The following is a 12722-nucleotide window of genomic DNA, read 5'->3' as shown; positions in this document are numbered from 1 at the left end:
TTCCATAATTTTGCAAGATGCGAACGACCCCTGCGCCGTGCATTGCGAGGAAGTTCAGCGTCACCTCCTGTCAGCATCGTCCCCCGATTTTTGAACCCTTCGCCGCCCCAGCCATTAACCCGGCATGAATCAGCAAGGGAAGGACGAGACCATGCATGTCATTCTTGGAGGTACCGGCCATGTCGGCTCGGCGGCGGCAATGGCGCTGTTGAGGCAGGGCGAGGATGTCACGGTGGTGACGCGCGACGAGTCGAAGGCCGCATGGTTGGTTGAACAGGGCGCGGAGGCCGCGGTTGCCGATGTGCTCGATGTCGAGGCGCTGCGTGAAGTCTTGCGGCGCGGCAAGCGGGCGTTTCTGCTCAACCCGCCGGCCGATCCATCGACCGACACCGACGCCGAGGAGCGCAAGACGGTTGGCGCCATTGCGGCGGCGCTGGAGGGCTCCGGCCTCGAAAAGCTGGTGGCGGAATCGACCTACGGCGCGCAGGCCGGCGAGGGTGTCGGCGATCTCACCGTCCTTTACGGCCTCGAGCAGAAGCTGAAGGCCCAGGCCATTCCGGCAAGCATCAACCGCGCCGCCTATTACATGAGCAACTGGGATCAGGCCCTGGAGACGGCGCGGCGCGACGGCGTCATCACCTCCTTCTTCCCGGCGGATTTCGAGCTGCCGATGGTGGCGCCGCAGGATCTCGGCGAGGCCGCGGCGAGACGTCTGCTGGAGCCGACGGACAAGACCGGCACGCACTATATCGAGGGTCCTCGGCGCTACTCAGCCGCCGATGTCGCCGCAGCCTTCAGTGCGGCGTTGCGCAAAAACGTGCGCGTGGTCACGGTGCCGCGCGAGCGCTGGACAGAAACCTACGAAAAACTCGGCTTCTCCAAAGCGGCGGCCGAGTCCTACACCCGCATGACCGGGGCCACGCTGGACAAGCCGGCGGAGCCGGAAAACCCGGAGCGCGGCACGACCAGCCTGGAAAGCTATATTGCTGCGCTCGTCGAGGGCCGGCCGGAAGACCTGTTGAAGGGTGCCGCGTGAGGAGTAGCTATTGTAAAACAGGCGCTTAGAGAGGTTCTGTGAATCAGACTTGAAACTTGGCGAGGCTCTGACGAGCCATACTTTTCAGGCGCCGCGCCGCCCCTCATCTGGCTGCCGCCACGGCGGCGCTCCCTTTGCAATGTTGGCGATTGGCGAAAGCATCGAAGACAGCATATTTCTCCCCGTCACTATACGGGGAGTTGAGGAATGGTCCGCAAAGCGGACGAAAAGCCAACTGCTTGGCTTTTCGAATGACGAACGCCCGGCAGGGAAATGAGGGGCGGCGCGAACCGGCCGCCATCAAGCGCCTTTCTTGATCGTCCTCAACGGCTCTTCTTCCGCCGCCCCCTCCCACCCGAACACACTGCGCCCTCCCAGCAGATGCGACTGATCGAACTCGCCGGCGACGATTTCCTTCAGGCTCGGCCCGGTGACGTAGCGCTCCAGCCGACGCGACTCGCCATCCAGCCGCTTCAGCGCGCCGAGCTCTTCCTCGCGGCCGAGCTTTGCCTTGCCGACGGCCGATTTCAGCACTGCGATCGTCTCGTCATAGACTTTCAGCGGCACCGGGAAGGGATGCCGGTCCTTGCCGCCATGGGCAAGCGAAAAGCGCGCCGGATCGGAGAAGCGGCAGGGCGCGCCATGCACCACTTCCGCCACCATGGCCAGTGCTCGCACGGTGCGGGCGCCGACGCCGGGCACCAGCAGCAGCTCGGGAAAATCGGCCGGCCCGCTTTCTATTGCCGCGGAAATGTTGCCGTGCAGCCGGTGCATGACGATGTCGCTCTCGCGCACGTCGTGATGCGCCGGCATCACCAGATTGGGCAGCATCGGCTGCGCCGTCGGTTTCGCGGGCGCTGCTTTCGGCGGCGGCTCCAGCACGGCAAGCTCGTCAAGGATCCGCTCCGGGCTCATGGTCCTGAGCAGGTCGATCTGGCCGCTGCGCGACGGCTCGGCGCGATAGTCGGTCAGGTTGACGATCTCGCCCTGCCGCTCGCCCTCGATCGCCGCATGCGGCTGGTCGACGAAGCTTGTCAGTCCTTCCGACAGCCAGTGATAGCGCCGCGCCTGGCGGCTGTCGCCGTTCATGCCTTGCTGCACCACCACCCAGCGGCTGTCGTCGGTGACGATGAAGCCGTGCAGATAGAGGTCGAAACCGTCCTGCACGGCGGCACTGTCCACCTTGGCGACCAGGCGGCTGGCGGTGGCAAGGGCCGCGCCATCGATGCCGACGCGCTCGCCGATCGCCATCAGCTCTTGCGGCGTCTTGCGCGAATGCGCGCCGCGCCCGCCGCAGACATGGATGCCGAGCTCCCGCGACATCGGGTTCAGCCCGCGCTTCAGCGCGCCGACGACCGAGGTGGTGATGCCCGAGGAGTGCCAGTCCATTCCCATGACGGCGCCGAAGGACTGGAACCAGAACGGATGCGCGAGCCGCCGCAACAGTTCGTCGCGGCCATAATGATGGATGATCGCCTCGCACAACACCGCACCCAGCCGCGTCATACGATCGCCCAGCCATTTCGGAACCCGCCCGCCATGCAGCGGCAAGTCCGCACTGCCGCTTCGCTGCGTCAAGTGAATGCTCCGTGGATGCCGCGCACCGGCGGTGCGCCTGTGATGTAGATGGCATTTGGGGGGCGATTTGCAAGCGGGGTGGGGGCGGCGACTATCGTCGCCCTACGCTCTTCTTGGTGTCTCGCCGAAAGATGCAGTTACGCCGCCTGTCGCACCTGGCAATAAGGTCGGCTCCCTGCTTGAAGGCGAGACAGGTCTCGAATAGAGCTTATCCAACCGACGGCAACTATTAAAACCAAAACGATGTCGCAATTCTGGTGGGTAAATCACAGTCAGACCGCCCGCCAAGAGATCGACGGGCAATATCTCTGGTCGCCCAAAACTCAGAAGAATGGGGCACGCAGCGAGTTCTACAAAAATATGCGTCGGGCGACACCTGGTGACCTCGTGTTGTCTTTTTTTCGGTCAAGCCGTGCGCTATATTGGTCGGGTAGCGGAGTTTGCATTCACAGCACCGAAACCACCGGAGTTCAAGAACACTGGAGCCAATTGGAACGAGGAAGGTTGGCTTCTCCCGGTGTATTGGGCGCCGCTCCTGCCGACAGTGCGCCCGTCGGACATAATTGGCGAATTGGGTCCGCTTCTGCCTCCCCGATACTCGCCCATCGACCCAAACTCCGGATCAGGCCGTCAAAACGCCTATCTCGCGAGCGTATCGCAAGAGGTGTTTCACACCATTGTCGCGGGTACAGCTTTCGACCGCGAAGCTCTGAGGCGTGGTGGCGCAAACAGTCTCACTTTCGAAGTCGTCAATGAAATTTTAGAGGACGTCGTTGAGCGCCGTATCCGAGACGACCTCCAACTCGAGGACACTGTAAAGACGAGCGTCATTCAAGCTCGTCGCGGCCAAGGTAAATTTCGTTCCAATGTCGAAGCCATGGAGCGCTCGTGCCGACTCACAGGGGTCACCAATCCCTCGTTGCTGATTGCAAGCCACATCAAGCCTTGGCGCCTATGCGCTTCCGCGCAGGAGCGCTTGGACGGCATGAACGGGCTGCTCCTCACGCCTGATGCCGACCACCTCTTTGACCGTGGCTTCATCAGTTTTGAAGATTGCGGGCAGGTCCTCATATCCCAGCGCGTCGACAAGACTGATTTGCGGCGGCTCGGTTTCGAGCAATTGGTGATGCAGAGTTTCGGCTTTGCCGAAGCCCCCGCCGTCTGGCGCACTAGCACCTTCACCCCGCCGCAGCAGGCTTACCTCGCTCACCATCGAGAGGATGTGTTTGTGGCATAGCTCGCATCAACTGAGCGGTCAGCCGTCAGGTCCCCCTACCTCGCCGCCCCCTAAAACACCGCCTTCTCCAAGACCGGCTCCAGTGATTCAGCAAATGGCGTCGCCAGGTGGTGCCGGTCGCGGAAGGCGAGTTGGCCGTTGATGAACACGTGGCAGGTTTGGGCGTCGCAGAACTGGCTGGTCAGGTCGACATAGGTGGCGCCGGGCACGCTGCGCACGACGTCGCGCTCGGCCGCGGCGATGTCGTCGTTCGCCGCCGCGTCCCTCGGCGTGTCGCAGACTTCAGGCACCTGCCCGCGCCACAGCGCCCGCGCCACGCATTTGTCGGCATAGCTTCCATTGTAGGGAACGTCCCGGATTACCGCGACCTTGATCCCGGCCCGGCTGAATGCCGCCAGCGTCCAGCGCAGGCCGGCCTTCCACTCCTCGTTCCAATCGGCGTGCTTCAGTTCCTCGGGCGATTCCTTCATCACATTGCCGATCGAGAATTCCGAGATCACCACCATGTGCGGGTGCAACGCGATAATGTCCTTGACCGATTGCTCCCGCGACTGGTCGCATTCGGTGTAGTCGCGCTTCAGCCGCCAGTTCCAGGTCGTCACCCGCGAGGCACGGCAGGACGATTTGAGATAGGTGACGAGGCGATAATTGTTCTTGGCCGCCGCCTCGATCAGCGGCGTCGACCAGTGGTCGGCATGCGAATCGCCGAACAGCGCAATCGAGCGCCCGGCGTCCTTGTTGCCGAACACGCAGGCCTTCGGCGTCACCGTCTCAAAGGAGAGAATACAGCCGGCCGCGCGCGCCGGGGACGGCTGCGCGGCGCTGGCGGCAATGCTGCGCTGCTCAGGGTCCAGATCGTGGACGGCAAGCCTGGCATTGGCGTAGGCGGCTGCGACGCCGGTGCCGGTCAGGAGGACGGCCGGCACCAGCGCCCGCGCCGCACTGGCCATCAGCCAGCCATTGCGGCGGATCGGGTTTTCGATGACATGATAGGTGAACCCCGACAGCGCCAGCGTCAGCGCCAAGCAGCCGAGCCGCTGCAGCGGCGAAAGTTCCGGCGTCAGCATCGTGGCATACACGATCACCGGCCAGTGCCAGAGATAGAGCGAGTAGGAGAGTTTGCCGACCCATTGCAGCGGCGCCAGCGCCAGTGCCTCGATCGGGCTTTTCTTAGCGCTCTCCTGCTGCGCGTGCGCCGCTCCTGCCAGCAGCAACAGCACGGTGCCGGCCACCGGCACCAGGGCGAGGAAACCCGGGAAGGGCGTTTCGTCGCTGAAGGAAAGATAGGCGCCGGCAATCAGCGCTAGGCCGAGCCACGCCAGCGGCGTGGCGAGCCGCGGGCGGTTTTGCCAGACTTGCTGCGGCACCATGCTGGCCAGCCCGCCGGCGGCGAACTCCCAGGCGCGTAGCGGCGAGAAATAGAAGGCCCAGGGCTGCGAGACCGTGGTGAGCCACGCGCAGACGGCGAACGAGACGAGGCCGGCAATGCCGATCACCAGGATCGCGCCGCGCTTGCCGGGGCGCAGCCATGCCGCCAGCACAAGCAGCGCCGGCCAGGCGACATAGAACTGCTCCTCCACCGACAGCGACCAGAAATGGACAAACGGGTTGCTGGCCGCATCGGCGGCGAAATAATCGAACGACCAGCGGATCAGCCACAGATTGATCATGTAGGCCGAGGCGAACATGGCGCCTTTGGAATAGAGCGATTGTTCCTCCGGCGACAGGATGAAGGCGCCGGCCACCAGTGTGGCGAGGATGACGAACAGCGACGCCGGCAACAGCCGCCGAGCGCGCCTGGCATAGAAGCGCCACAGGTTGAGCCGCCCGGTCTCGGTGATTTCGGCAAGCAGGTGTTTTGTGATCAGATAGCCCGAGATGACGAAGAAGATGTCGACGCCGGTGAAGCCGCCGGGCAGGCCGGTGAAGCCGAAATGAAAGGCGATCACGCCTGCCACCGCCAAGGCACGCAGTCCTTCGATATCGGGCCGGAACGATGCTGACACGATTTGCCACCTCGTGCTGGTGCATGACCCCGCCTCGGCGAGTAACGATCGCGCCGGGATCATACGTGCGGCAGCTTTGCGCCCAACGGGACACGGCGCTGCAACCGTTCACAGTCGGACCAAGACTCCGCCCTATGGGTCGATATCGCAATGCAACAAATCTAACGCAGTGCAACATTGGAGGAGGCGACGCCGCTGATCTCCCCCCTTGAGGGGGAGATGGCCGCGAAGCGGCCAGAGGGGGTCGTCTCGCGTGAAGCGCCAACTTCCGTCTGGCGCAGGGCGCCGCGTCCAGTCGAACCGACCCCCTCTGTCGCCTTCGGCGACATCTCCCCCTCGAGGGGGGAGATTAGCGCGCGCCGTTCGCCAAATCTCCGACATCCGGGGTCGGCCCTTGCGTTGCCCCCGTCACACGCATCGGCTATCCAACCGGCAGCCATGCAATTCAAACGGAGCCTCCCATGACCAACACCACCATTTTCAAATTCGGCGCTGTCGAGCATGCCGAGGGCGGCGACTTACCGGGCTGGATCGTTGTCGCGGGCCGGCCGACCATGCAGACCGCCGTGCAGCACACCACCGCCGACGGCAAGGTGCTGTCGGGCACCTGGCGGGCCTCGCCCGGCACTTATCACGCCACCTACACCGACTATGAGTTCGTGCACATGATCGCCGGCCGCATCATCATCACGCCCGATGGCGGCACGCCTGTCGAGGTCGGTCCGGGCGATGCGTTCGTGGTCGAAGCCGATTTCAAGGGCACCTGGCAGATCCTCGAGCCGGTAACCAAGCACTTCGTCGTCAAGCTTGCTTGATCGACGTAGTCAAGCTTGCTTGATCGACGTCGCCAGGGTCGCCTGATCGGCTCGTCGTCAGGCTTGCTTGATCGCGTCGTCAGGAGTGCCTGATCGGTGCCGATACACGTCGGCCGACGCGGTTCATCGCCAGCGTCCCCCTCGCCCAGCAGGGGGAGGGGGACGTAGCGAAGCGAATATCGGTTAAGAGGGCGTCACCTCGTTCGCTTCGAACCGATGCGGATCGAAAAGCTGAGACGATGGCGTTCTGCGGAGCCTGGTCGAGATAACGCAGGCCAGGACTGCTGCCGGGTCGCCGGCGCGTCAGCCAAGAGCGAGCGGCGCACTTCGAGAGTGCATGCCGCCCGTCCGGCGCCGGGCCGTCAATGCTGTTGTTACGAAACCCCCCAGCCCCGTCTCAACCGCCACGGCCATGGCGTGACCCATGGCTTGCTATACGCATGCAGCACCGCGGTCTGTCAACGCCGCCCGCGATGGCCGCGGGGGGTCGCCTTTGCACCTCCCGGCCAGCTTCCAACCGGCCGCGCGGACGCCATTCGCCGCTACAAAATGCGCTTGAAATGGCGGTTTTCCGGGTGTTCCGGCCGCTCCGGAGCGGCCCTTTGGCGCGACAGAGGTCGCGATCTAGGCGATTGGATGAATTTGTCTTTCGCGGCTGAAACGTTTCAGGAGCCGATTTGTAAACCTGACTTTTTTTGGGTGTATTTCCCTCACGTCAGTTTTGCACTCCAGCCGGCCCGATCGACCCGCCGGAGGGCAAGCCTCAGGGGCCGGCGTCGGCGCTCTGAGTCTCTCGGACCGACGGGCGCCGGACCATGCCGCTGACGACATAGGCCGCCGCGCCCAGCGCCGTGATCCAGAAGCTCGTCGGCCAGTCGGTCAGGAAGGCGAGCGTCAGGCTGATCCAGGCGATGATCACGGCAAGCGCGATGGACGTCAGCACGCCGGCTCCGACGCCGCTAGTAAGCCTGAGCGCGGTGGCTGCAGGCGCCACCATCAGCGCGAAGACGAGCAGCACGCCGACGATCTGCACCGCCTCGGACGTGGCGACGGCGACCAGCACCATGAACAGGGTCGAGACAAGAGTGAGCGGCACGCCGCGCGCTTCGGCGAGTTCCGGCTGCAGGCTGGCGAACAGCAGCGGCCGCGCGATCAGCAAAAGCGCGACAAGGATCGCCACCGCCAGCACCGCAAGCACGATAACGGTGCGCAGGCTGATGCCCAGCACATTGCCGAACAGCACGTTGGTCGCCTGCGAGGCGAAGGCGGTGTAGAAATGCAGAAACAGCAAGCCCAGGCCGAGCGACAGCGTCAAAACGATGCCGATGGCGACGTCGCGATGCGCGCGTTCGCCGAGCAGGCCGATGCCGATGCCGGCGGCGACGGTAAACACGGTGAGGCCGAGAAACGGCGACAGCCCGATCAGGCCGGCGCCGGTGGCGCCGGGAAAGCCGACATGGGAGAGCGCATGACCGGCGAAGGTCTGGCCCCGGAGCACGAGGAAATAGCCGACCGCGCCCGAAACGATGCCGACGATGGTGCAGGCATAGAAGGCGTTGCGCATGAATTCATAGTCAAAGATCGTGGACATGCGCCCCGCTCTCCAGTTCGACATCGTCGGCCATGACGAAGATGCGGCCGGCAACCCGCACCACATTGATATGCGTGCCATAGAGTTTCGACAGCACCGGACCGCTGATGACCTCGTCGACGGAACCGATCGCCGCCTTGCGGTTGCCGAGATAGAGCACGCGGTCGACGGCGCGCAGCAGCGGGTTGATCTCGTGCGAGCAGAACAGCACGGCAATGCCGAGCCGCTCGCCGATCTGATGCACCAGGTCGATGATCGCGCGCTGATGGCCTGCATCGAGGCTGATCAGCGGCTCGTCGAGCAGCAGCAGTTGCGGATTGCCGATCAAGGATTGCGCGATCAGGATGCGCTGGCGCTCGCCTCCGGAAAGCTCGCCCAGCGGCCGCCGCGCAAGGTCGCCGGCGCCCACCTCTTCAAGAGCCTTCCACGCCGCCTCCTTCTCGGCAGCCGATGCGACGGGCCAGCCCCAGCGATGCCCGCCGGCGGCACTCAGCACGAAGTCGAGGCCGCTGACGCCGACATCGCCAAGCGCGCGCCGCGCCTGCGGCATATAGCCGATGTCGGCGTTGCCGCGCGTCGGCGATTTGCCAAGCACCGAAATGGCGCCGCCGGCCGGTTTGATCAGGCCGAGAATGGCGCGCAGCATCGTCGTCTTGCCGGCGCCATTGGCGCCGAGCAGGCCGACAAAGGCGCCTTGCGGTAGAGAAAAGGAGACGTCGGATAAAACCCGGCGTCCCCCATAGGTCAGCGTGACCTTGTCGAATTCGATTGCGTTCATTTAGTCACATTCATTCGCAGTCACATTCATTGTGTGCGGGCGGCGAGCGCCTTCTGGACCGCGTCGATCTGGCCGCCGAACCAGGTCTGGATCGTCTGGCCCGCCGGTTCCGTCTCGGTGACGCCGATGACCGTGACCTTGTTCTGCTTGGCGATGTCGAGCAGCCTTGTCGTTGCCTCGTCGGTCACCTGCGAATTGTAGAACAGGATCTTGGCCGAGCCGTCCTTCAGGCTGTTTTCGAACGCCGCCACCTGCGTGGCGCTCGGCTCCGCATCGTTCATCAAGGCCACCTGGAAATCGTAGTTCAGCATCTTGAGACCGAGCGCTTCCGCCATGTAGCCGAAGACCGGCTCGGTAGCCGTCACCTCGGTGCCGGCATAGGTGTTCTTGACGTCGGTGATTTCCTTGTCAATGGCCTCGAGCGAGGTCTGGAATGCCTTCAGGTTCGTCTCATAATACACGGCATTGGCCGGATCGCGCTTGGCAAGGTCGGCGCTCAGCGCCTTGGCGATGGCCGGCAGCGTCGCCGGGTCGTACCACAGATGCGGGTTGTCGCCCGACTTCTTGCCGATCAGGTCGGCGGCGACGATGGTCGTGCGATCCTTGGCTGTCGAGGCCGACAGCAGCTTGTCCATCCACGGATCGTAGTCGGCGCCGTTATAGATGACGATCTTGGCGTCGGCGATGGTGCGCGCCGTCGACGGGCTGGTCTCGAACAGATGCGGATCGTCATCGGGATTGGCCAGGATGCTGGTGACGGTGACGTTGCTGCCGCCGATCTGGCGGGCAAGGTCGCCATAGAAATTCTCGGCCGCCACGATGGTCAGCTTGTCTTCGGCGCGGGCAGCCGTGCCGGTCAAAAGCGGCACCGCGACGAGCAGCGCGGCGAGAAAGGGAATGCGACGCATCCGTGGTCTCCTTGCAGTCTGAAAGGTATGTCGCCGGAGAGGCGGGCTGTGTAACTGTATAACAGTAACAATATAACGTTTGCGTCGAAAATACGGCTGATGTCAATGGGCTTTTCGAGCCGCGCAGTTTTTCACGCGCACAAAAGCGTGAGCGGCCTGCGCCGTTCAGGCGGAGCCACTCATGCCTGTCGGCTATATGCGAAAGGGCAGGCGATCGCCGGCACCGCGAGGCCGCCGCGAGCACACCGGTCGTGGCGGTATCCTGATGAATTCGCGGCGGGTAAGTTCCTTGCTTGTTGCCGTCAGTTTTGCGGACGCCTTCCCTCCCACGCGTCCTGCAACAGGGCGCGGATTGCGGCGCGGTCGAAAGGCCGCGGATTCCAGTATGGGTTCCTGGTCGCAATCTCGGCGGCGCGGTCGAGATCGGCCTGCTTGAGGCCGAGTTCTTTCAATGTAAGGGGCGCGCCGACCGCCTTGGCGAAATCGTGGAGACCGCTACCGGCGCTGCCGTCAAACAAGTCGGCGACCGGCTTCAACAAGTCGGGCACCGCGACGGCGTTGAAACCGATCGTGTGCGGCAACATCACCGCATGCGTCTCGGCATGCGGCATGTCGAAAGAGCCGCCGAGCGTGTGACAGATCTTGTGATGCAGCGCCATGCCGACGGCGCCGAGCACCGTACCGCACAGCCAGGCGCCGTAAAGCGCATCGCCGCGTGCATCGATATTTCCAGGCTCCTTGGTCAACACCGGCAGCGCCGCCGTCATGGCGCGCAATCCTTCTTTCGCCATCAGGGTGGAAATCGGATGGCGATCCTGCGCGTAAAGCGCTTCGGCCGCGTGCGCCATGGCGTTGAGTCCTGACGCGACGCTCATCGCTATCGGCAGGCCGACGGTCAGCTCTGGATCGTAGATCACCACTTCCGGCAGGATCCTTGCGTCACGCATTGTGGTTTTTTCGCCGTTCTCGGTCTGACCGAGGATCGGCGTCACCTCCGAGCCGGCATAGGTGGTCGGGATGACGATCTGCGGCAGGTCGGTGCGCCAGGCGATCGCCTTGCCGAGACCGGTGGTCGAGCCGCCGCCAAGCGCGACAACGCAGTCAGCGTTGACCTCGGTCGCCTTGGCCATTGCCGTTTGGGTTACCTCGACCGGCGTGTGCATGGCGGCGCCCGAAAAGGTGCCGGCCGCCAGCGCGCCGAGGGATTTGGCAAGCGCCTCGCCGTCGGCAGCCCGATGCGGCGTCGACAGCACCAGCGCGCGATTGCAGCCGAGTTTTTCGATCCAGGTGCCCACCTCGGACGACGCGCCATTGCCGAAGACAATATGCGCAGGGCTGCCGGAATAGGTGAACGTCCTTGTCATGCCGATCCGCTCCCTTTGCATATTATCACTGTGACGGAGCCGAAATCGAGCGACCAGCTCTCGCCGCCGGCGACATCGTTTGCGTCGTCACCGTCTCGCAAGCGGGGCCTGATCTCTCCCGCGTACTCGCAAACGTATCGCCTTGACCACAAAAACGTCAAAAAAGTATCAGTGAGGTGGACACACCGTGGTGGCGGCTGCATGAATTGCCGCCTAAGCTTCGATCACTGCAGAGAGCGGCAAACGCGGCCTGCGGGAGATGGCACTGCAACTGGTCGCATGACCGGACCGGCGCCGGGAGGAACTGACATGAATCCGGACTTGGAAGTCGTCCAGATCAGACGCGGCGAGTCGTTCAAGGCCTGGGCCCACGGCTACCCCTTCCACACGGTGCGCTGGCACTTCCACCCCGAATACGAAATCCATCACGTCGTCGCCACCACGGGCCATTATTTCGTCGGTGACTTCATCGGCGAGTTCGAGCCCGGCAATCTCGTGCTCACCGGCCCGAACCTGCCGCACAACTGGGTCAGCGACGTGCCGGCAGGCGCCAGCGTGCCGCTGCGCGGCCGCGTCGTGCAATTCTCGCAAGAGTTCATCGCAGACGCCACCGCCGCGTTGCCGGAACTTGCCGGTTGTGAAAACATTCTCGAGCTCAGCCGCCGCGGCGCGCTGTTCTCCACCGCTACCGCCAAGCTCGCCGCACCTGTGCTGGCCGAACTGGTCGAGGCGCAAGGCGTTCGCCGCATCGCGCTGTTCATGGAGCTGATCGATATTCTGAGCCGCGCCGCCGATGTACGGACGCTGACCAGCGCCAGCTATCTGCCGGATCCCTCAGGCTTCATGTCGGCCGGCGTCAACAAGGCGCTTGCCTTTATCAACGCCAACCTGACCGAGCCGTTCAGCGAAAGCGATCTGGCGGCGATTGCCGGGCGCAGCCCGAGCGCGTTTTCGCGCAGCTTCCGCCGTCATACCGGCATGGCGCTGGTTCAGTACGTCAACCGGCTGCGCATCAACCTTGCCTGCCAGTTGCTGATGAGCGAGGCCGACATGCCGATCACCGAGATCTGCTACGCCGCCGGCTACAACAACATCTCGAATTTCAACCGCCAGTTCCTGACCCAGAAAGGCATGTCGCCTTCGCGCTTCAGGGCCCTGCTGGCGGAAAACGTCAGCGCGGAGATTGCCGCCTAACAGGGAGGACCGGGAGGAGCCTAGACATTTACTGAGGTAAGAACGCGGGGTGCGTTGGAGGCGCCCCGTGCTGGAGATCGCTTGTCCCGAAATCCAGAGATATCAAGAGGATGCGCAGCACGGATCAAGTGCTCCGTTGTTCCTCGCAACAGCCGACTGCAGTCAAGGCCCGGCGCCATGTGGTGTCCAAGGCTTCATGAAACCATTCCTTGAAA

10 protein-coding genes are annotated in these 12722 nt (G+C 63.8%); 4 read left to right on the top strand and 6 right to left on the bottom strand.

What is annotated here, in order from left to right; all coding sequences use genetic code 11:
* The first annotated feature begins 151 nt into the window (after window positions 1-151).
* Complete coding sequence (locus NKI88_RS11905; protein WP_023730350.1) at window positions 152-1036, top strand: NmrA family NAD(P)-binding protein; 885 nt, start codon at window positions 152-154, stop codon at window positions 1034-1036.
* A gap of 300 nt (window positions 1037-1336) precedes the next feature.
* Here NKI88_RS11905 and NKI88_RS11900 read toward each other — a convergent pair whose 3' ends face one another.
* Window positions 1337-2614 (bottom strand): DUF763 domain-containing protein, encoded by a 1278-nt coding sequence (locus NKI88_RS11900; RefSeq protein ID WP_352655261.1) that lies wholly within the window; start codon window positions 2612-2614, stop codon window positions 1337-1339.
* 412 nt (window positions 2615-3026) lie between these two features.
* Between NKI88_RS11900 and NKI88_RS11895 the strand changes: the two genes are divergently transcribed.
* Window positions 3027-3851 carry an HNH endonuclease gene (locus NKI88_RS11895; protein WP_352655259.1) on the top strand — a complete coding sequence of 275 codons (825 nt, stop codon included), beginning with the start codon at window positions 3027-3029 and terminating at the stop codon, window positions 3849-3851.
* A 50-nt stretch (window positions 3852-3901) separates the two neighbouring features.
* On the opposite strand, the gene NKI88_RS11890 is transcribed toward NKI88_RS11895, so the two are convergent.
* Window positions 3902-5857 (bottom strand): acyltransferase family protein, encoded by a 1956-nt coding sequence (locus NKI88_RS11890; RefSeq protein WP_352655257.1) that lies wholly within the window; start codon window positions 5855-5857, stop codon window positions 3902-3904.
* 461 nt (window positions 5858-6318) lie between these two features.
* On the opposite strand from NKI88_RS11890, the gene NKI88_RS11885 reads away from it, so the two are divergent.
* A complete protein-coding gene (locus NKI88_RS11885) occupies window positions 6319-6672 on the top strand; it encodes a cupin domain-containing protein (protein WP_023688994.1) in 354 nt (117 codons plus the stop codon).
* 763 nt (window positions 6673-7435) lie between these two features.
* Here the strand turns inward: NKI88_RS11885 and NKI88_RS11880 are convergent.
* The 4 genes from NKI88_RS11880 to NKI88_RS11865 all read right to left on the bottom strand — a co-directional run bounded on the left by NKI88_RS11880 (window position 7436) and on the right by NKI88_RS11865 (window position 11313).
* Window positions 7436-8263, bottom strand: coding sequence for a metal ABC transporter permease (locus NKI88_RS11880; protein WP_023685454.1), 828 nt, complete (start codon window positions 8261-8263; stop codon window positions 7436-7438).
* Window positions 8247-9041 carry a metal ABC transporter ATP-binding protein gene (locus NKI88_RS11875; RefSeq protein ID WP_023685455.1) on the bottom strand — a complete coding sequence of 265 codons (795 nt, stop codon included), beginning with the start codon at window positions 9039-9041 and terminating at the stop codon, window positions 8247-8249. The genes NKI88_RS11880 and NKI88_RS11875 overlap by 17 nt, the downstream gene beginning before the upstream one ends.
* Window positions 9042-9067: 26 nt before the next feature.
* Window positions 9068-9949: a metal ABC transporter solute-binding protein, Zn/Mn family gene (locus NKI88_RS11870; RefSeq protein ID WP_023712495.1), complete on the bottom strand. Its 882-nt coding sequence runs from the start codon at window positions 9947-9949 to the stop codon at window positions 9068-9070.
* Between the two features lie 302 nt (window positions 9950-10251).
* Window positions 10252-11313 (bottom strand): maleylacetate reductase, encoded by a 1062-nt coding sequence (locus NKI88_RS11865; protein WP_023695499.1) that lies wholly within the window; start codon window positions 11311-11313, stop codon window positions 10252-10254.
* A gap of 309 nt (window positions 11314-11622) precedes the next feature.
* On the opposite strand from NKI88_RS11865, the gene NKI88_RS11860 reads away from it, so the two are divergent.
* Window positions 11623-12507 (top strand): AraC family transcriptional regulator, encoded by an 885-nt coding sequence (locus tag NKI88_RS11860; protein ID WP_023695498.1) that lies wholly within the window; start codon window positions 11623-11625, stop codon window positions 12505-12507.
* The last annotated feature ends 215 nt before the right edge of the window (window positions 12508-12722 follow it).

The sequence above is a fragment of the Mesorhizobium sp. M0317 genome, from assembly GCF_040321555.1.
Classification (GTDB): Bacteria; Pseudomonadota; Alphaproteobacteria; order Rhizobiales; family Rhizobiaceae; genus Mesorhizobium.
The sequence above is the reverse complement of the archived record's forward strand: the minus strand, read 5'-3'. Positions and strand labels throughout refer to the sequence as shown.

Excerpts from the sequence above, each read along its gene's own strand:
- NKI88_RS11905 (WP_023730350.1), top strand. The coding sequence starts at position 152 with ATGCATGTCATTCTTGGAGGTACCGGCCATGTCGGCTCGGCGGCGGCA.
- NKI88_RS11885 (WP_023688994.1), top strand. The coding sequence starts at position 6,319 with ATGACCAACACCACCATTTTCAAATTCGGCGCTGTCGAGCATGCCGAG.
- NKI88_RS11880 (WP_023685454.1), bottom strand. The coding sequence starts at position 8,263 with ATGTCCACGATCTTTGACTATGAATTCATGCGCAACGCCTTCTATGCC.
- NKI88_RS11875 (WP_023685455.1), bottom strand. The coding sequence starts at position 9,041 with ATGAACGCAATCGAATTCGACAAGGTCACGCTGACCTATGGGGGACGC.
- NKI88_RS11870 (WP_023712495.1), bottom strand. The coding sequence starts at position 9,949 with ATGCGTCGCATTCCCTTTCTCGCCGCGCTGCTCGTCGCGGTGCCGCTT.
- NKI88_RS11865 (WP_023695499.1), bottom strand. The coding sequence starts at position 11,313 with ATGACAAGGACGTTCACCTATTCCGGCAGCCCTGCGCATATTGTCTTC.
- NKI88_RS11860 (WP_023695498.1), top strand. The coding sequence starts at position 11,623 with ATGAATCCGGACTTGGAAGTCGTCCAGATCAGACGCGGCGAGTCGTTC.